Below are 21223 nucleotides of genomic sequence, written 5' to 3' on the forward strand. Positions count from 1 at the left end.
CATCGCGAGCAGGCTCACTCCTACATTTTGGAATGCGTTCCCCTGTAGGAGTGAGCCTGCTCGCGATGAGGCCATTGCAGGCGCTAAGGAACTAGAAGCCCTCCAGCTCCGCCATCAGATCATTCAACCGATCAACCTTCTCCTCGGTGATATCACTCGCCGCCAATCCATCGACGTACTCAGCCAACTCCTCCACCGTGCTGCACTCGAACATCGCCCGCAGCGGCACATCGCGTTGCAGGGTTTTCTGCACCCGCGAGGCGATCTGCGTGGCCAGCAACGAATGCCCGCCCAGCTCGAAGAAGTTGTCGCGTACACCGACCTTTTCGACCTTCAGCACCTCGGCCCAAATATCAGCCAACGTCTGTTCAAGATCATTGCGCGGGGCCAGATAATCCTGGCTCTGCAACAGGCCGATCTCCAGCTCCGGGAGGGCCTTGCGGTCGAGCTTGCCGTTGGCATTCAGCGGCATTTGCTCGAGCCACAACCAGTGCAGCGGCACCATGTACTCTGGCAGTTCGGCGCGCAGGCGCTGCTTGATCCGCTCCAGGCGTTCGCTCGGATTGAGTGCTGAATCGGCCGCAACCAGATAACCGACCAAGTGTTTACCGTTGACGCCCTCCTGCACAGCGACCGCGCCATCGCGCACTTCCGGCTGTTCATGCAGGCGCGCTTCGATCTCACCCAGCTCGATGCGATAACCGCGAATCTTCACTTGGTGATCGACCCGGCCGACGTACTCCAGCACACCGTCACTGCGACGCCGCGCCAAGTCACCGGTGCGATACAGACGCTCGCCCGGCGCACCGAACGGGTTTGGTACAAACACCGGCGCCGTACGCAACGGATCGCTGACATAACCGCGCCCGACGCCGGTCCCGGCAACACACAACTCACCCACTGCGCCCAACGGCACCAGTTCCAGCGCGCCATCGACCAGGTACAGCAAGTTGTTGTCGGTCGGCGTGCCGATCGGCAGGTAACTGCCGCGCGTCGAGGCCATGTCGACGCGGAAGAACGCCACGTCGTCCGAGCACTCCGCCGGGCCGTACGCATTGACCAAACCAATGTCCGGATAACGCAGCAGCCATTGGTGCGCCAGCTCCGGCGGCATTGCTTCACCGGTCGGCAGCATCCAGCGCAAGCCATCAAGACTCAGGCGCTCCGAGGCGAGCATGCCCTGAATCAACGAGGGCACACTCTCCAGCACGGTGATGCCCTGCGCTTGCACATGCACCAGCAAACCTTGCGGATCGTGGGCGATGGTGTTCGGCACGATGTCCACTCGCGCTCCGAACAACGGCGCGGCAAGGAACTGCCAGACCGAAATATCGAAGCTTTGCGAAGCGGTCTGTGCAATCACATCGGCATCACTCAGATCCAAGTACGGCACCTTGCTCAACTGGTTATTGAGCATCCCGCGCTGCTCGACCATCACGCCTTTCGGCAGGCCGGTGGAGCCCGAGGTGTAGATCACGTAGGCGAGGTTGTCCGGGCCGCTGTAAATGCCCAGGTTCTGCGCCGAAGTCGCTGCCGCCTGAATCTCCTCCCACACCAGCAAGCGCGGGCGATTGGCGCAGCTGAATTCATCCAGCAAAGTCTGCGCTTGTTCAAAGCATGCTTTGGAGCAGACCAGCACCGGCGTGCGACTCAGCTCGATGATGCGTTGCAGACGCTGGCTCGGCAGGCCCGGATCCAGCGGCAGATAACCCGCGCCGGCCTTGAAGCTGCCGATGATCATGCCGAGCAGATCAAGGTTACGTTCGCCGAGCAAGGCCACCGGTTGATCCATCTGCACACCGGCGGCGATCAGTGCATGACCGAGACGGTTGGCGTTGTGGTTCAGCTCGACGTAGCTCTGTTGTTGATCAAGGCACGTAGCGGCAATCCGTTGCGGATGCGCGGCGACCTGCGCTTCGAACAGCGCAACGTAGCTTTGCTCCAGCGGATAATCGTGGGCACTCTGGTTGCAACCGTGCAGCAGGAAGTCCTGTTCCTCTGTGCCTAGCAGCGGCAGATCGGCCATGTCGCCATGGAAGCCATCGACCAGCGCCAGCAGCAGACGTTTGAACTCGCCGAGCATGCGTTCGATGGTCGATTCGTCGAAATAACGCTGGTCATACGACAGGTGCAGACCGAGGTCATCGCCTGGGTAACACACCGCCGTCAGCGGGAAGTTGGTGTGCGTACGGCCCGAGTCCGAAGTCGCATTCAAGCTCTGCGCATGATCGAGTACCGAAACTTCCACCGGGGCGTTTTCGAAGACAAACAGGCTGTCGAACAGCGGCTGGCCTTTCGGCAATTCGCTCTGTTCCTGGATGTTCACCAACGGCAGGTATTCGTACTCGCGCAGTTGCATGTTGCTGTCGAGCAAATCACTGAGCCACTGACGCACGCTGCTGCGCTGATCGTCCTCAGGCATTTTCACCCGCAGCGCGATGCTGTTGATGAACAGGCCGACAGTTCGCTGCATTTCCGGCATGTCCACCGGGCGCCCGGCCACGGTCACACCGAAGAGCACGTCACGATCGCCGCTCAGGCGCCGCAGGACCAAGGCCCACGCCGCTTGGGCGAAGGTGTTGATGGTCAGTTGATGGGCCTGCGCCAGTTCCCGCAGACGCGCCCCGTCCTCGACTTTGAGGCGGGTGTAGCGGTCGCCGACGACCATGCCGCCGCTTTCACCGGCATGTTCACGCAGGAATGGACGGTCGCTCGGGATCGGCGTGGTGCGCTCAAACCCTTGCAGATTGTGCTGCCACCACTGCCGCGCCTCGGCCAGGCTCTGACGTTGCAGCCAGCCAATGTAATCACGATAACGCGGCGGCACGGCGAGTTGCGTTTCACGGTCCTCACCCAGTGCGGTGTAAATCTCGAAGAAGTCGTTCATCAGCAACGAGCGGCACCAGGCATCGATGAGGATGTGGTGGTTGCTCATCATGAACCAGTAACGCGCCGCGCCGACCTTGATCAGGCGCAAGTGGAACGGCGCCTGATTGAGCAGATCGAAACCGGCCTCGCGCTCGCTTTTCAGCAGGGCTTGCAGCTTCGGTTCCTGCTCGTTTTCAGCAATGGCGCTCCAGTCCAGATATTCGATTGGCGTACGACCCGGCGTATGAATCACTTGCAGCATGTCTTCGCCGACGTTCCAGCAGAACGAGGCTCGCAGCGCTTCGTGACGGGCGACCACCGCTTGCCAGGCCTCAGCGAAACGCTGCGGGTCGAGTTCGCTGTTGATGCGGTAGCGATCCTGCATGTAGTACAGGCCAGTGCCCGGTTCGAGCAAGGTGTGCAGCAACATGCCTTCCTGCATCGGCGTCAGCGGATAAACGTCTTCGATGTGCGCGGCCGGCACCGGCAAGGCATCGAGTTGCGCCTGAGTCAGTCTGGCCAGCGGGAAGTCCGATGGCGTCAGGCCGCCGGCCTCGTCTTGCAGGCAATGGGTGATCAGGCTTTGCAGTTCACCAAGGTAGGCGTCGGCCAGATCGTTGATGGTTTGCGCGTCATAACGCTCGGCGCTGAAGGTCCAGCGCAGGAGCAATTCACCGCCGTAAACCTGGCTGTCGATGCTCAACTCGTTGGGCAATGGCGCCTGCGGATCGTGGGCGGCACCGACCGGCTCGTCCAGCGGACGGAACAGCGCATCACTGCCGAAGCTCTGGTCGAACTGGCCGAGGTAGTTGAAGGTGACCGGCGCATGCGGCAGCGCGGCCATGCTGCGCTGGCTGAGGTCATCGGCGAGATAACGCAGCACGCCATAACCGAGGCCTTTGTGCGGCACCGCGCGCAGCTGCTCCTTGATTGCCTTGATCGAAGCGCCCTGCCCCGCAGCTTCTTCGATGTTGTGCGGGGTCAGACGCAGCGGGTAAGCGCTGGTGAACCAGCCGACGGTGCGGGTCAGGTCGATCTCGTCGAACAGGGTTTCGCGGCCATGACCCTCCAGTTGAATCAGCGCCGACGGTTGACCGCTCCAGCGGCACAACACTCGGGCCAACGCCGTCAGCAGCAGGTCATTGACCTGCGTGCGATAGGCCGCCGGAGCCTGTTGCAATAACTGTTTGGTGTGCTCGGCATCGAGGCGCACGCTGACGGTTTGTGCGTGACGATTCTGCTGGCCGCCCTGTGGATTTTCGCAGGGCAGATCAGCGTTCGGCCCGGCCAGTTGGGTCTGCCACCAGTCGAGTTCTTCGCGCAGTGATTCGCTGCCGGCGTAGGCCTGCAAACGCGCAGCCCAGTCCTTGAAAGAGCTGGTTTTCGCCGGCAGTTTTACCGCTTGTTCGGCGTCGAGTTGGCGATACACGGTTTGCAGATCGTCGAGCAAAACGCGCCACGACACGCCGTCGACCACCAAGTGATGAATCGCGATGAACAGGCGTTGCTGACCTTCAGGGCCGTCAACCAGCAGGGCACGCAACAACGGACCTTGCGCAAGATTCAAGCTGCGTTGGGCATCAGCGAACAGCGCTTCGCACTTGTCCATCGACGCGACGCGTACTTGCCAGAGAACAGCAACGTCGGACACCGGTTGATGCGTGGCTTGCCACTCAGCATTGGCCTCGCTGAAGCGCAGACGCAAGGCGTCATGCTGCTCAATCACCGCCAGCAGCGCCTGCTCCAGACGATGCGGTTCCAGCGCCACAGTTGGCTCCAGCAACAACGCCTGGTTCCAGTGCTGACGTTCAGGGATTTCCGTGTCGAAGAACCAATGTTGAATCGGCGTCAGGGCCGATTCGCCAGCCACCAGGCCCTGCTCGGCCGTCACCTGCTCGGTACGACTGGCTACAGCGGCCAAAGTCTGTACGGTCTGATGCTGGAACAGATCACGCGGGCTGAAATGAATACTTTGCTGACGCGCACGGCTGACCACTTGAATCGACAGAATCGAATCGCCGCCGAGTTCGAAGAAGTTGTCGTTGAGGCCGACCTGTTCGACGTTGAGTACCTCGCACCAGATCTGCGCCAGGGTCTGCTCCAGTTCGTTACTCGGCGCGACGTAGTCCTGACGATTCAACTCAGGATCCGGCGCCGGCAAGGCGCGGCGGTCGAGTTTGCCGTTGGCGGTCAGCGGCATGCTCGCCAGCAGAATCAGGTGGGTCGGCACCATGTAATCCGGCAGTTGTGCCTTGAGGTGCGCCTTGAGGGCGTCGCGCAGTTCAGCCTGACGGGCTTCACTTTGCTCAGCAACTTCGGTGACCAGATAGCCAACCAGTTGTTTGCCGCTCGGGGCATCCAGTGCGAGCACCACGGCTTCACGGATCGAATCGTGATCAAGCAGACGCGTTTCGATTTCGCCCAGTTCGATACGGAATCCACGGATTTTCACCTGATGGTCGATTCGTCCCAAATATTCCACCAAACCATCGGCACGCTGGCGCACCAGGTCACCGGTGCGATACATGCGCCCGCCATCGGTGGCGAACGGGTCAGCGACAAAACGCTCGGCGGTAATGCCCGGACGGTCGTGATACGCCTGCGCCAGACCGGCCCCACCGACGAACAACTCACCGGTCGCACCTTGCGGTACCAATGCCAAATCGGCGTCGAGAATGTACGCGACACGCGCGCCAATCACGCTGCCAATCGGCACGCTGCCGGCGCCCTCGTCCAGCACCTCCGGCGCCAGACTGGCCAGCGGCATGACCACGGTTTCGGTCGGGCCGTAAGCGTTGAAGAACATCGCCGGTTTGAACGCCGCGCGAATCCGTTGCAGGTGTTCACCGGTCAGCGCTTCGCCGCCGGTAATGATCATCCGCACCGGCAAGATTTCGTTTTGCGTTGAGAGGAACTGCGCCAACTGGCTGCCGTAGCTCGGGGTGAAACCAAGCACGTTGATTTTATACGTGCGGATCAAACCGCAGATTTCTTCCGCGTCCCACTGACCCTGCGCACGCAACACCACCTGCGCGCCACTGAGCAACGGCACCAACAGACGCTCGGTCGCCGCGTCGAAGTTGATCGAATAGAAATGCAGTTCGCAGTCGTCCGGGCGCATGCCGAAACGTTCGATCACGGCTTGGCAGTGCATAGCAATTTCACCGTGGGAGACCACCACGCCTTTCGGTTTACCGGTCGAACCCGAGGTGTAAATCAGGTACGCCTGATGCTGCGGCAGACTGATAAACGGCAGCTCGCTGGCCGGGTAAGCGGCGAGTGCCGCGCTGTCGTCTTCCAGACACCAGCGCGCCACACTTGGCGGCAGATCGCCGAGAGCTTTGAACATGGCGCGATCACTGAGCAGCAGGCCGATGCGGCTGTCTTCGATCATGTAATGCAGACGGTCGAGCGGGTATTCCGGGTCTAGCGGCACGTACGCACCGCCGGCCTTGAGAATCGCCAGCAGGCCGATGACCATTTCCAGCGAACGCTGCAGCGCCAGGCCAACGCGCACTTGCGGGCCGACACCGCGCTCACGCAAGGCCCAGGCCAGACGATTGGCGCGGGCGTCGAGTTCGGCGTAGTTCAGGGTCTGCCCGGCGAAGGTCAGGGCCGGCGCGTCTTTGCGCGCCAGCGCCTGTTCGGCGAACAGGTGATGGATGCACTGATCGAGACGATGCTCACCCGACTCGATGCCGAGGCTATCGAGCAGGTGCTGTTGCTCAGGCGCATCGAGCAGCGGCAATTCACTGAGGCGCTGTTGCGGATCGGCGATCAGCGCTTCGAGCAGATTGCGCCAATGCTTGGCCATGCGCGCGATGGTCGGCTCGTCGAACAGATCGGTGCTGTAAGTCAGGCAGCAACCGAGGCGATGGTCGAGGTCGGTGACTTCCAGGTTGAGGTCGAACTTGGTCGCTCGTGCATCGTTGGCCAGGTACTCGACGGTCATGCCAGCGAGCATGCGGCTCTGCTGGAATTCCCAGCGCTGCACGTTGCACATCACCTGAAACAGCGGGTTGTACGCAGCGCTGCGCGGCGGTTGCAAGGCTTCAACCAGATGATCGAATGGCAGATCCTGATGCGACTGGCCTTCGATCACGGTGTGACGCACCTGCTCGAAGAGTTCGCCGACCGACATCATGCCGTCGAGCTGGCAACGTAGCACTTGGGTGTTGAGGAATGCACCGATCAGCCCTTCACTTTCCGGGCGAATGCGGTTGGCCACCGGCGCGCCAATGCGCAGATCAGTCTGGCCGCTATAGCGGTAAAGCAGCGTCGCGAGTGCGGCGGTCATGGTCATGAACAGGGTCAGACCGTTTTGCGCGTTGAACGCACGAACCCGCGCGGCGAGTTCGTCGCTAAGGTCGAAACGGAACAGCTCACCCTGATGGCTTTGCACTGGGGGACGCGGACGGTCACCCGGCAATTCCAGCAGCGGATGTTCACGACCGAGTTGCGCGGTCCAGTAGTCGAGTTGGCGCTGACGCTCGCCGGATTCCAGCCAGTTGCGTTGCCAGACGCTGTAGTCGAGGTACTGCACCGGCAGCGGCTCAAGCGGCGAATCACGGTCATCGACAAAGGCTTCGTACAGCGCACTGAGTTCTCGGGCGAAAATATCCATCGCCCAGCCTTCGGTGACGATGTGGTGCAGAGTCAGGACAAAGTAATGTTCGTGCTCGGCAGTCTTCACCAGACAGGCGCGCAGCAGCGGGCCGGTTTCCAGATCGAACGGCAGATGAGCTTCGTCATCGGCCAGTTGCTGAACCTTTTGCTCACGCACATCGGCGGCAAGTTTTGAAAAATCCTTCCAACCCATGCGCACACCGGTTTCGCCATGCACCTGCTGACGGGCGACGCCGTCGACGCTCGGGAACGTGGTGCGCAGGGTTTCGTGGCGCAGGATCAGCGCTTGCAACGCCGCCTCGAAACACTCGACATGCAACACGCCGCGCAGGCGCGCCATGCCGCCAACGTTGTACGCCGGGCTGTCCGGCTCCATCTGCCAGAGGAACCACATGCGCTGTTGCGAGTACGACAACGGCACCGGTTGGCTGCGATCAACCTTGTCGATCGGTGGCTGTTTGTTCGTGCGACCGCTGGCCTGGATCAGGTGGATCTGTTCGGCAAAATCACCGAGTTCGCTGTGTTCGAACAAGGCGCGCAACGGCAGCTCGACGTCGCAGGCCTGACGAGTACGCGAGATGATTTGCGTGGCCAGCAGCGAGTGGCCACCAAGGGCGAAGAAGTCGTCGCGCAGACCGACTTGAGGCAGACCGAGCACTTCGCGCCAGATCGCGGCGATCTGCTGTTCAAGTGCAGTGACCGGTTCGACGTGTTCACGCACTTGCCATTGCGGCTCGGGCAAGGCGCGGCGGTCGAGTTTGCCGCTGGGGCTGAGTGGCATGGCGTCGAGACGCATCAGTTGCGCCGGGACCATGTATTCCGGCAGCTCGGCGGCCAGCGTGGTTTTCAGGCGAGTGTTTTGTTCGTCGTGATCTTCGCTGGCATCGGTGGCGGTGAAGTAGCCGATCAATTGCGCGCCGGCAGCGGTTTCACGCACCAGGACCACGGCTTGGGCGACGCCGTCCTGTGCGAGCAAGCGTGCTTCGATTTCTTCCGGTTCGACGCGAAAGCCACGCAGTTTGACTTGCTGATCGAGACGGCCGAGGTATTCGATCACGCCATCGGAGGTCCAGCGCGCACGGTCACCGGTACGGTACAAACGGGCGCCCTGCTCGCCCAATGGATCGACCACAAAACGTTCAGCGGTCATCGATGGACGACCAAGGTAACCACGAGCCAGGCCGATACCGCTGATGCACAACTCACCCGGCACGCCTGCCGGCACTGGATTGAGATCGGCGTCGAGCACGCGGCAGATCACGTTGCCCAGCGGACGACCAATCGGCGAGCGCTCACCATCGGCAGTGGTGCAATGCCAGTGGGTGACGTTGATCGCGGTTTCGGTCGGGCCGTAACGGTTGTGCAGTTGCACCGCTGGCAGTTGCGCGAGGACGCGGTTGCGCAGTTCGGCTGGCAGCGCTTCGCCGCCGGAGAACACCCGGCGCAGGCTGGTGCATTCAGTGCTCAGTGGTTCGTCGATGAACAGCGAGAGCAATGGCGGCACAAAGTGCAGCGTGGTCACGCCATAGGCCTGAACCAACTGGGCGATGCGATGCGGATCGCGATGTTCGCCGGGGCCGGCAATCAACAGACGCGCGCCGGTGATCAGTGGCCAGAAGCATTCCCACACCGACACGTCGAAACTGATCGGTGCCTTTTGCATCAGCACATCGGTTTCATCGAGGCGGTAGGTGTTCTGCATCCATTGCAGACGCTCGGCCAGTGCCGCGTGGGTGTTGCCGACGCCTTTCGGTTGGCCGGTGGAACCCGAGGTGTAAATCACGTAAGCGAGGTTGTCGCCGTGCAGGTGCAAGCCCGGTGCCTGGCTCGGCCAGTTTTCCAAGTGCAACGCGTCCATGGCGATGACACTGACGCCATCGCTGGCCGGCAAGCGGCCGAGCAATTCGGTTTGGGTCAGCAGCAGTTCGACGCCGCTGTCGCTGAGCATGTAAGCCAGGCGATCCGCCGGGTAATCCGGGTCCAATGGCACATAGGCGCCGCCGGCCTTGATGATCGCCAGCAGGCCGATCAGCAGTTGCGGCGAACGCTCGGCGGCAATGGCCACGCAGACATCCGGGCCGACGCCTTTGTCGCGCAGATAATGCGCAAGGCGGTTGGCTTGCGTGTGCAGTTCGGCGAAATCGAGGCTGCCACCGTCCCACACCAGCGCGGTGCGTTCCGGGGTCAGGCGCGCCTGTTCATTGAGCAGTTCTGGCAGCCATTGTTGCGCCGGGGTGCATGGCGCAACGCCCCAGTGTTGTTGCTGATCGTGCTCAGTGGCGGTCAGCAGTTGCAGATCACCGATGGCTTGCTCCGGACGTTCGCAGACGTCGCACAACAGATTGCTGAAATGCTCGGCCAGACGCTCGATGGTCGCCACATCGAACAGTTCGCTGGCGTAGTCGAAAGACAGGGTCAGGCGACCGTTACGGTCTTCTTCGCTGTGCAATTGCAGGTCGAACTTGGCTTCGCGGCTGTGCCACGGCAGTTCTTCGGCGAGCAGACCCGGCAGACGTTTGAGCGCACTCAGATCACGTTGCTGGTGGTTGAACATGACCTGGAACAGACCTTGTTCGCGGGCCTGCGGGAAGGCTTCGAGGAGTTGTTCGAAGGGCAGATCCTGATTCGCCTGGGCACCGAGTGTGGCGTTGCGGGTCTGGGCCAACAGCGCAACGAATGACAGGCGCGAATCGATCTCTGCTCGCAGCACTTGGGTGTTGATGAAGAAGCCGATCAGGCCCTGGGTTTCCAGGCGTGGACGGTTGGCGTTCGGTACGCCGATGCGGATGTCGCGCTGACCGCTGTAGCGATGCAGCAGGCTCTGGAATGCCGCGAGCAACAGCATGAACGGGGTCGATTGCTCAGCCTGTGCCGTGTTACGGATCGCATCGCTGAGGCTCGCGCCCAGACGCACGGAGTGACGTGCGGCGCTGTGAGTTTGTTTGGCGGATCGTGGGTAATCGGTGGCCAGCTCCAGCGCTGGATGCTCGTCGCCCAACTGCGCTTTCCACCAGGCCAGTTGCCGCGCGCTCTCGCCTTGCGCTAGCCATTGACGCTGCCAGCTGCCGTAGTCGGCGTACTGGGTTGGCAATGGCGCGAGGTTGGCTGTCGCTCCTTGCGAAGCAGCGGCGTAAAGGCGCGAGAATTCGTCGATCAATACGTTCAGGGACCAGCCGTCGGCAATGATGTGGTGCAGCGTCACCAGCAATTGGTGATCTTCGTCGTCGAGACGCACCAGCGTCACCCGCAGCAGCGGACCTTTTTCCAGGTCGAACCGGGTGCGTGCTTCGTCTTCGCGGATTTGTTGCGCACGGGCCTCGCGCTCGGGCGCCGGCAAGTCGCTGATGTCGATCAGTTGCAGGTTGAATTCGGTGCCGGCAATCACTTGTTGCAGAGCCACGCCGTCGCGCTCGAAGAAACGCGTGCGCAGGGATTCGTGGCGCTCGATCAGTTGCTGGAAGCTGGCATGCAAGGCGTCTTCGTCCAGTTCGCCGCGCAAACGCAGGGCACCGGGAATGTTATAGGCGCTGCTCTGTGGGTCGAGTTGCCAGGTGATCCACAAACGGTTTTGTGCCAGCGATTGCGGCATCGGCTCGCTGCGCGACAGTGTGGTGATTGCACCTTGGGCGCTGCCGCCGTCCTGCTGCTGTTGCGCAACGGCTGCGGCGAACGCTGACAGGGTCGGTGCTTCGAACAACAGGCGCAGGTTCAGCTCAAGCGCGAGCTCTTCACGCACGCGGGCGACCACTTGCGTAGCGGCGATCGAGTTGCCGCCGAGCAGGAAGAAGTGATCGTCGGCGTTGACCTGTTTGACGTTGAGTTGCTCAGCCCAGATCTTGCCGATCAAGCCCTCAAGTTCTGAGGCGCTGGTGACTGCGCCCTGGCTTTCAGCGGTGCTCGACGGGAACACCGCGTAGCTGTCGAGGCTGCCATCGGCCAGACGATTGCGGCACGCCGAGCGCTGCAATTTGCCACTGGAAGTTTTCGGCAAGGCGCCGGGATTAAGCAGCACCACCACGCTCGGGGCTTCCTGAAAAGCCTCAGCCACGGCTTGGCGAATGGCTTTGATCAACGCCTCCGGCGGGAGGATTTTCTGCACGCTGCGGCTGATTTCCGCCGCAATGCCGATGCCCTCCTCGCCATCCTGATTGACCGCAAATGCAGCGACGCGACCCTTGCGCACCACTTCCACTTCGTTCTCGACCGTTTTTTCGATGTCCTGTGGATACAGGTTGTGGCCGCGCACGATCAGCATGTCTTTCAGGCGTCCGGTGATGAACAGCTCACCGTCGCGCATGAAGCCCAGGTCGCCGGTGCGCAGCCAGGTGCGGCCGGCGTGCTGGACGAAGGTCTTGGCGTTCGCTTCAGGATTGCGCCAGTAGCCGTGGGCGATGCTCGGGCCTGCGGCCCAGACTTCGCCGACCGCGTTGTCGGCGAGTTCGACGAGTGTGTTTGGCTCGACGATCAGCACCGCGTGTTCCGGTTGGCTGATACCACAACTCATGATTGGGCTGCCATCGCCCGGCTCGGCGCGGTTTTGTGCCAGCGCCTGATCGTCCACGCGCAGTGCCGGGATACCGGTGCCGCGCGGGGTGCCGGCGACGAACAGCGTGGCTTCGGCCAAACCGTACGAGGCCATGAAGTTGTGCTCACTGAAACCACATGCGGCGAACTTCTCGGCGAAGCGCTCCAGGGTGTCGAGACGGATTGGCTCGGAACCGGAATAGGCCACGCGCCAGCGACTCAGATCGAGACGTTCCAGCGCCGACTCGCTGACCCGTTCGCTGCACAAGCGATAGGCGAAGTCCGGTCCGCCGCTGATGGTGCCGCCGTATTCGCTGATCGCTTCCAGCCAGCGCAATGGCCGACCGAGGAAGTACGCCGGCGACATCAGAATGCATGGCACGCCGCTGAAAATTGGCTGCAGCAGACCACCGATCAAACCCATGTCGTGGTACAGCGGCAGCCAGCTGACGATGACATCGTCAGGGTTCACGTCGATGCCGAAACCGTGACGGATCAGGAGTTCGTTGGCGACCAGATTGCCGTGGCTGACTTGCACGCCTTTGGGCAGTGCAGTCGAACCGGAGGTGTATTGCAGGAAGGCGATGTGGTCTTGCGGCAGGCTCGGTTCAACCCAGTTTTGCGCCAGTGTCTTGTCGAGAGTGTCGACACACAACAACGGCGGCGCACCCTCGATCTGCTGCAAGGCGTCGCGCAGGTCGGCGCTGGTCAGCAGCAGACGCGGTTCGGCGTCGGCAATGATCGACAGCAAACGCTCCTGATGGTGACGGCGCGCGGATTCCGGCGGATAGGCCGGCACTGCGATCACGCCGGCGTATAGGCAGCCAAAAAATGCCGCGACGTAATCCGGACCGCTGGGAAACAGCAGCACCGCACGGTCGCCGAATTCAGCGTCAGCCTGCAACGCGGCGGCGATCATGCGTGCGCGCTCATCCAGCTCACGATAACTGAGTACCACAGCCTGCTCTTCGTTTTCGGCGAGAAAACGCAAGGCCAGTCGATCCGGCGTCAGGGCCGCGCGGCGCTGGAGGGCTTGGACCAGGGTGCTGGGGAGTTCGAACGCGTCGGTCATGAGGTTTCCTGCCTGAATTCGGCTTGCTAATGGAATCGGGTTTGCTGCGTCACGCCCCTCGAAGGGCATGCAGGGCGCGGTCTGTGCCGACCGCGCAAGGCTGCGGAATGCGGTGTGGCCGGGGTTGTGCACCGGGAACCATTCACCAATGAGAACGGATGACGTCTTGAAATAATTAGTCGGCAGGCTGGATCGCCAATGGGGCCGGGGTGTGGCGGCGTGTCGCAGTTCTCAGAACGCACCTTTGTGGCGCATTACTTCTCTTTCTCAATTGACAATCATTATCATTCAACATAATTTGTCGCTCGATGTGTAGGACGCCCCCATCCCCCAAGGCGTCCCACGAACCTATTTGGCAGCAAGGTGATTTCCATGACGGAACAAGTATCCACAAGCAAGTGCGATTCACCGCTACTTCAGGCATTCGTCGACAATCGACTGATTCTGGTCAAGATTGCAGCCCGCATTACCGGCTGCCGGTCGCGCGCCGAAGATGTGGTGCAGGATGCGTTTTTCCGACTGCAATCGGCGCCACCGATCACGTCGTCGATCAAGGCTCAACTGAGCTATCTGTTCCAGATCGTGCGCAACCTCGCCATCGATCATTACCGCAAACAGGCGCTTGAGCAGAAGTACTCCGGCCCTGAAGAGGAAGGTCTGAATGTGGTCATCCAGGGTGCTTCGCCGGAAACCTCGCATATCAATTTCTCGACCCTGGAAAACATCGCCGACGCGCTGACCGAACTGCCCAGCCGCACGCGCTATGCGTTCGAGATGTACCGGCTGCACGGCGTGCCGCAAAAGGACATCGCCAAGGAACTGGGCGTTTCGCCAACCCTGGTCAACTTCATGATTCGTGATGCACTGGTGCACTGCCGCAAGGTCTCGGGCAGCCGTCAGGATGCGGTAGCCGTGGGTCGTCGCTGAGACCGCGCCGACAGATAAAAAAGATCGCAGCCTTCGGCAGCTCCTACATGGAAATGCATTCCTCTGTAAGAGCTGCCGAAGGCTGCGATCTTTTGCTTTTAAATGACCTCAAGCCAACTTGCAGCGATCAAAAAACCGCTCACGCCCCAGCATCATCAGCGCCGCGCGCTTGTGCGGAAAGTCGAATTCCTTCTCGCAGTGAAAGCACTGATTCTGCATATGGCCGATCATCTTCGCGTTGTCGGCCCGCGGCTCGGCGACCACCCGCTGAGTGCGCGGATCATCAAGAAACAGGTAATGCACCAGCGCCGATAACCAGCTCGCCACTTTATGCGGACCACGGTGCTCTTCCTCGCCGACCAGCATGTGAATACCGCGATCGTAGTTGTCGGCATCGTAGAACGGCGCGATGCGATCTTCCTTGGCCCAGTAGGCTTCGAAATAGGCAAACGGCTGATCATCGAAACAGCCAATCAGCGTCAGCGTATGCGGGTCAGCATCGAGCTTGCTCAGGTATTCGCGATGCTTCTCGAGGCTGCCCTCTTCCTGCCAGAAACTGGCAACGCGCGGGCTGTTCTGCCAGCGGTTGAAGCGCGCCAGGTCTGCTTCGATCTCTACAGTGCGCAGGGAAATCCACGCACCAAGGCGGGCATCGAAACGCCGATACACTTCACCGCGCGGTTTGACTGGCCGCAGCGGATGACGCTTGCCCTGGCTGATGACCATCTGCTGCGGATAACTACCACTCAGCGAAGTGCCGAGCCACGGTTGCGGCAACTGCCAGAACAGCGTGCGCTCGCAGCGATATTCGCCGGCCACTTCGGTGCTCACCAGCAAGCCACTGAGCAAGGCTTCGGTCGGTGGCTGATCGAGTTGCCAGGTCAATTGACGGCACGCCGGATCCCGTGCGAACAGCCAGTAACAGGCTGCCCACAACGCCTGCCCGGGCGGCAACGCAAAACGCTCATCGATCTGGATCGGCCCCTTTGCGTCTCGATCGAGGCGCAAGCGGATCAGCGGTTGTCCGTCCAGGCTCAGGCTCAGACGGTTTTCGCTGACATCAGCGATCAGTTGACTGCCCGCAGGCAAGGCCAGGGAAGTCAGGTCATTCAGATTGGACATGGGTCGGGCTCACGATAATCGTCGACAGTTCAACGATGGGACGTGATCCGGGAGGGAAAATTTAGGCTTTGCCCAGAAATCGCTGCCTCAGTGGTGAGGCACCGGCACTACGGCAATCTTGTACGGATCGAAAATCTTCAGCATTTCACCGTTGTCGCGCAAACCCTGCAACAACTTGCCAAACGCCGCGCCGGTGATCGGCGCGGTCGGACGAAGAATCGCGTAATGGTGATAGACCTGATCGATGCGCTGCGACACCAGCAACTCGTCGCGCACCTTCTCGTTACGCAGCAGGTAATCGAACAGATAGGAACGGGTCACCAAGGCAACATCGGCGCGCCCGCGCAGCACCATCAGCAGGTTGCTGTCGTGGGAATAGGTCAGCGTGGCGTTGTAATTCTGTGCGAGATATTTCGGGTCAGCGTTGAAGTTGGCGAACTCGTAGTGATAACCGCTGAACAGAGCCAGGCGCTTGCCAGTGAGGTCGGCGAAATAATTCTGCTGCCGGCCATCTTCGCGTTGTGCGACGAAAATTTCCGCATCCTCAAGACCCATGTCGACATCTGTGTGGGGAATTTCCTTCCAGCCCCAATCGGGATTCTCGAAAATTGCCATGTCGATCCGGCCCTGCTTGAAGTCACCGAAACGCCGGGGAATCGAGGTGGGCACGAGGACGAACTGATAGTCGCTTTGCAGGCGATTGAGGGCCTCGACCAATTGCGGCAGAAGGCCTGTGTCGGCACCGTTTTCCGGGCGAACGGTGTAAGGCGGAAAATGCGCCGCGCCGACCCGGACCAATTGCGCTGCCTGAGCGGGCAATACCCAAAATGCAGCCAGCGCTGCGAGCATCAAGCCCGCGGCCGTCCGAATTGGCAAAGACTTCAAAACACCCCACTCCCCGAAAAAATACCGATCAATGCATTCAAGCTAGGCGGTTTCGCCCAGTTAGCCAGTTTCCCGGCCCGATAGAAAGTGCTTCAACGCTCTTCGAGGACCAGAATCAACGCCTCGTCGGCCAACTGATCGAGGCTCAAACTGCCGCCGGCACGGAACCAGGTGGTCGTCCAGGACAGTGCGCCAGTGAGGAAACGTCGGGTAATAAATACATCGCCACGGATAAATCCTGCGTCCTTGGCCTCACCCAGCACTTGCAGCCAGATGTCCTCGTAGACATCGCGCAGTGCCAGCACTTGGGTCTGACCTTCTTCGGACAGCGAACGCCACTCATAAACCAGCACCGCCATGGCTTCACCGCTGCCGCCCATGATTGACTGCAGTTCGCAGCGAATCAGCGCCAGCACGCGTTCGCGCACATTGGCCGCATCGGCCAGAGCTGCCCGCATTAACGCGGTGTTGTAGCGGATGGTTTCCTCCATCACCGCCCGGAGGATTTCATCCTTGCTTTTGAAGTGATGAAAAATGCTTCCCGACTGGATGCCGACGGCGCCGGCCAGATCGCGCACCGTGGTACGTTCGTAGCCTTTGTTGCGGAACAGGTGAGCGGCCACTTGCAGCAATTTGCCGCGGGCGCTGTCAGGGTCGGTCAACTGGCCTTCGTCGACCAAATCGCGCATGACCCTCAGGGCTTTTTGCTCGTCCACCCGTTCTCTCCTACAGTCGATCAGTCTGTTGCCCCTGAAACCGCAGGGTTGCGCGCAATTTAAGCCGCCAGCGGCAACCAAGCAAGCGCTTGGGCAGAAGATAGTTTCAACTGTTTACAAACCAAGCGCTTGCTTGGTAGCCTCCAGACACTTCTGTCGCAGGTTGCTGAGTCGGAGATAAAAATGCCCACCACCGTTCGCATCGGATGCGCCAGTGCATTCTGGGGAGACACCTCGACCGCCGCCGCGCAGTTAGTGGACGGCGGCAAGCTGGATTATCTGGTGTTCGATTACCTGGCCGAGATCACGATGTCGATCATGGCCGGGGCACGCATGAAGGACCCACAGGCGGGGTTTGCCGGCGACTTCATCGACGCGCTGACCCCCCTGCTGCCACAACTGGCCGAGCAGAACATCCGCGTGATCAGCAATGCCGGCGGGATCAATCCGCAAGCCTGCGCCGCCGCCCTGCAAGCGGCCTGCGACAAGGCCGGCGTCGCACTGAAAATCGCCGTATTACTGGGCGATGATCTGCAATCACAGCTCAAACAGCTCAGCGGCATCACCGAAATGTTCAGCGGCGCCCCGCTGCCGCCAATGTGCGTGTCGACCAACGCCTACCTTGGCGCGCCGGGCATTGTCGAAGCGCTGCGCCTGGGCGCCGACATTGTCATCACTGGGCGCGTGGTCGACAGCGCGGTGGTCAGTGCGGCGCTGGTGCATGAATTCGGCTGGTCATGGCACGACTACGACAAACTCGCCCAGGCTGCGCTCGCCGGGCACATCATCGAATGCGGCGCGCAATGCACCGGCGGCAATTTCACCGATTGGCGCGAAGTGCCGGATTACGAGCACATCGGCTTTCCGATCGTGGAAGTCAGCGCCGACGGCCAGTTCATCGTCAGCAAACCGCAAGGCTCAGGCGGACTGGTCACCCCGCTGACTGTCGGCGAACAGATGCTGTATGAAATCGGCGATCCACAGGCGTATCTGTTGCCCGATGTAGTCTGCGATTTCACTGGGGTCAGACTTCAGCAACAAGGCAAGAATGCCGTGCACGTCCACGGCGCCAAAGGCCTGCCACCAAGCGATAAATACAAGGTCAGCGCCACCTACCCGGAAGGGTTTCGTTGCACCGCCAGTTGCCTGATCGCCGGTATCGATGCAGTGGAAAAAGCGCAGCGGGTCAGTCAGGCGATCATCGACAAGACTTCGCAAATGTTCAGCCAGCGCGGCTGGGCGCCCTACAGCGAAATCAACATCGAACTGCTCGGCAGCGAAGCCACCTACGGCCCTCATGGCCAACGCCGCGACAGCCGCGAAGTGGTTGTCAAGCTCGCCGTACGTCATCCAGACAAACAGGCGCTGGTACTGTTCTCCCGGGAGATTGCCCAGGCCGCCACCGGCATGGCGCCGGGGCTGACCGGCATCGTCGGCGGGCGGCCAACGGTGTATCCGCTGATTCGTCTGTTTTCATTCCTGATCGATAAAAGCGCCTGCACAGTACAGATCGACATGGCCGGTCAACGTTATCCATGCGCCCTGCCTTCGCTCAGCGCACTCGACAGCGCGGATTTGCCCCTGCCCCATCAGCCGCCCAAACCACAGGGCCGCGCCGATGCCAGTGTGGCGCTGGTGAAACTGGCCGTCGCGCGCTCCGGTGACAAGGGCAATCACAGCAACATTGGCGTGATGCCGCGCAAACCCGAATACCTGCCGTGGATCGCCGAAGCGCTGACCCCGGCCGTGGTTGTCGACTGGATGAGCCACGTACTCGACCCGATCCACGGCCGGGTCGAACGCTGGTATCTGCCCGGCACCCACAGCCTGAATTTTCTATTGGAAAACGCCCTCGGCGGTGGCGGCGTGGCCAGTCTGCGCATCGATCCGCAAGGCAAAGCCTTCGCCCAGCAACTGTTGGAAATCCAGATCCCGGTGCCGCAGAGCATCGCCGAACAGCTCGACTAGAGGATTGTTTGCATGGCTTACGCGTCGATTTTCAACGCAGGTCTGTTCAGCGGCCAGACCATCATCGTCACCGGTGGCGGCAGTGGCATCGGTCGCTGCACCGCCCATGAACTGGCGGCCCTCGGCGCCAATGTACTGCTGGTCGGGCGCAAGCCGGAGAAACTGCAAAAGGTCGCCGACGAAATCGCCGAGGACGGCGGCCGCGCGCACTGGAAGGCCTGCGATATCCGCGATGAAGAAGCGGTAAAACAACTGGTCAGCGAATTGATTGCTGAACACGGACCGATCCACGGTCTGGTCAACAATGCCGGCGGCCAGTACCCGTCGCCCTTGGCCTCGATCAATCAGAAAGGTTTCGAAACCGTGCTGCGCACCAATCTGGTCGGCGGTTTTCTGATGGCGCGGGAAGTGTTCAACCAGTCGATGAGCAAACACGGCGGCAACATCGTCAACATGCTCGCCGACATGTGGGGCGGCATGCCCGGCATGGGTCACTCTGGCGCGGCGCGGTCGGGCATGGACAACTTCACCAAAACTGCCGCGTTCGAATGGGGTTATGCCGGCGTGCGGGTCAACGCGGTGGCGCCGGGCTGGATTGCCTCCAGCGGCATGGACACTTACGAAGGCGCGTTCAAAGCGGTGATTCCGACCCTGCGCGAACACGTGCCGCTCAAGCGTATCGGCACCGAGTCGGAAGTCAGTGCGGCGATTGTTTTTTTGCTTAGCCCGGCCGCCGCATTTATCAGTGGCAGCACCTTGAAAATCGACGGCGCGGCCAGCCTCGGCAGCCGTGCATGGCCGTTGCACAAGGCGACCCACAGCGAGTCGTTCAACGGTTTCCACCGCGCGTATTTACCCGATGTGCTGAAGGACAAGGAGTAAGCCATGCCGCAGATCCAGTCCCGACTCGACCCGCACAGCGAAGCGTTTGCCCGCAACCGCTCGGCCATGCTCGCGGCGATCGAACATGTGCAGCAACTCGAACAGAGTCTGCTGAACAAGGCCACCGAAGCCAAAGCCAGGTTCGACAAGCGCGGGCAACTGCTGCCCCGTGAGCGCTTGAATCTGTTGCTCGATCCCGGCGCGCCGTTTCTCGAACTGGCCAGCCTCGCCGGCTACAAGTTGCACGACGACAAGGACGGCAGTTCCGCCGGTGGCGGACTGATCGCCGGTATCGGTTACGTCTGCGGCATTCGCGCGATGGTGGTGGCGAACAACAGCGCAATCAAGGGCGGGACGATCTCGCCCACTGGCTTGAAAAAATCCCTGCGCCTGCAACAAATCGCCCAGGAAAACAAACTCCCGGTGATCACCCTTGCCGAAAGTGGCGGCGCCAACCTCAATTACGCGGCGGAGATTTTTGTCGAAGGCGCGCGCAGTTTTGCCAATCAGGCGCGGATGTCGGCAATGGGTTTGCCGCAGATTACCGTGGTGCATGGTTCGGCCACGGCCGGTGGCGCTTATCAGCCGGGGTTGTCGGATTACGTGGTGGTGGTGCGCGGCAAGGCCAAGCTGTTTCTCGCCGGTCCGCCACTGCTGAAAGCGGCCACTGGCGAAGTCGCCACCGATGAAGAACTCGGTGGTGCCGAGATGCACGCGCAGGTCGCTGGAACGGCCGAGTACCTGGCGGAAAACGATGCCGATGGCGTGCGTCAGGTGCGCGAAATTCTCCGTATGCTGCCGTGGAACGAGCAACTGCCGTGGCTGCCGGAGCCACAATACAAAGAGCCGCTCTACCCCATCGATGAATTGCTCGGGCTGATCCCCGACGATCCGAAAAAACCTTACAACGTACGCGAAATCATCGCGCGCATTGCCGACGAATCCTGCTTCGTCGAATTCAAGGGCGAGTTCGATCAGCAAACAGTTTGCGGCCAGCTAAAGATTCAGGGCCGCGCCTGCGGGTTCATCGGCAACAACGGCCCGATCACACCCAACGGCGCGAGCAAAGCGGCGCAGTTCATTCAGTTGTGCGATCAGAGCCAGACGCCGCTGCTGTTCTTTCACAACACCACCGGTTTCATGGTCGGCACCGAATCCGAGCAGCAAGGCGTGATCAAACACGGCTCGAAACTGATTCAAGCGGTAGCCAATGCACGGGTGCCTAAACTGACGATGGTCGTCGGCGGTTCCTACGGTGCTGGCAACTACGCGATGTGTGGGCGTGGTCTCGATCCGCGCTTCATCTTCGCCTGGCCGAACAGCCGCACGGCGGTGATGGGCGGTGCGCAGGCCGGCAAAGTCTTGCGCATCGTTACCGAAGCCAAGCAGTTGAAGGACGGCCTGACGCCAGACCCGAAAATGCTCGACATGCTCGAACAAGTCACCGCGCAGAAACTCGACAGTCAATCCACCGCGCTCTACGGCAGCGCCAATCTGTGGGATGACGGGCTGATCGACCCCCGCGACACGCGCACCCTGCTTGGCTACTTGCTGGACATCTGCCACGAGGCCGACATTCGCAAGCTGCAACCCAATAGCTTCGGCGTCAGCCGGTTCTGACCGCCACGGATCT

At 61.1% G+C, this 21223-nt stretch carries 8 protein-coding genes; 4 read left to right on the top strand and 4 right to left on the bottom strand.

Annotated features, from left to right (window positions below):
• Positions 1-91: 91 nt before the first annotated feature.
• Positions 92-13090: a non-ribosomal peptide synthetase gene (locus tag LOY43_RS19500; protein WP_258708603.1), complete on the bottom strand. Its 12999-nt coding sequence runs from the start codon at positions 13088-13090 to the stop codon at positions 92-94.
• 372 nt (positions 13091-13462) lie between these two features.
• Here LOY43_RS19500 and LOY43_RS19505 point away from each other — a divergent pair, with 372 nt between their 5' ends.
• Positions 13463-14017: an RNA polymerase factor sigma-70 gene (locus LOY43_RS19505; RefSeq protein WP_095048423.1), complete on the top strand. Its 555-nt coding sequence runs from the start codon at positions 13463-13465 to the stop codon at positions 14015-14017.
• 108 nt (positions 14018-14125) lie between these two features.
• Here the strand turns inward: LOY43_RS19505 and LOY43_RS19510 are convergent, their stop codons facing one another.
• From LOY43_RS19510 to LOY43_RS19520, 3 genes are all read right to left on the bottom strand, one after another.
• Positions 14126-15139 carry a GNAT family N-acetyltransferase gene (locus LOY43_RS19510; protein ID WP_095048424.1) on the bottom strand — a complete coding sequence of 338 codons (1014 nt, stop codon included), beginning with the start codon at positions 15137-15139 and terminating at the stop codon, positions 14126-14128.
• A gap of 87 nt (positions 15140-15226) precedes the next feature.
• On the bottom strand, positions 15227-16024 hold the full coding sequence (locus LOY43_RS19515; protein WP_093435061.1) for an ABC transporter substrate-binding protein: 798 nt from the start codon (positions 16022-16024) through the stop codon (positions 15227-15229).
• A gap of 92 nt (positions 16025-16116) precedes the next feature.
• Positions 16117-16740 carry a TetR/AcrR family transcriptional regulator gene (locus LOY43_RS19520; RefSeq protein ID WP_095048426.1) on the bottom strand — a complete coding sequence of 208 codons (624 nt, stop codon included), beginning with the start codon at positions 16738-16740 and terminating at the stop codon, positions 16117-16119.
• Between the two features lie 183 nt (positions 16741-16923).
• On the opposite strand from LOY43_RS19520, the gene LOY43_RS19525 reads away from it, so the two are divergent.
• The 3 genes from LOY43_RS19525 to atuC are packed head-to-tail and all read left to right on the top strand — an operon-like array spanning position 16924 to position 21210.
• Entirely contained in the window at positions 16924-18708 is a 1785-nt protein-coding gene (locus LOY43_RS19525; protein ID WP_258708604.1) for an acyclic terpene utilization AtuA family protein, read from the top strand.
• A gap of 12 nt (positions 18709-18720) precedes the next feature.
• Positions 18721-19590 (top strand): SDR family oxidoreductase, encoded by an 870-nt coding sequence (locus LOY43_RS19530; protein ID WP_258708605.1) that lies wholly within the window; start codon positions 18721-18723, stop codon positions 19588-19590.
• Between the two features lie 3 nt (positions 19591-19593).
• Positions 19594-21210 carry a geranyl-CoA carboxylase subunit beta gene (gene atuC, locus LOY43_RS19535; protein WP_258708606.1) on the top strand — a complete coding sequence of 539 codons (1617 nt, stop codon included), beginning with the start codon at positions 19594-19596 and terminating at the stop codon, positions 21208-21210.
• Positions 21211-21223 lie beyond the last annotated feature (13 nt).

The organism is Pseudomonas sp. B21-041, from assembly GCF_024748675.1.
Taxonomy (GTDB): Bacteria; Pseudomonadota; Gammaproteobacteria; order Pseudomonadales; family Pseudomonadaceae; genus Aquipseudomonas; species Aquipseudomonas neuropathica.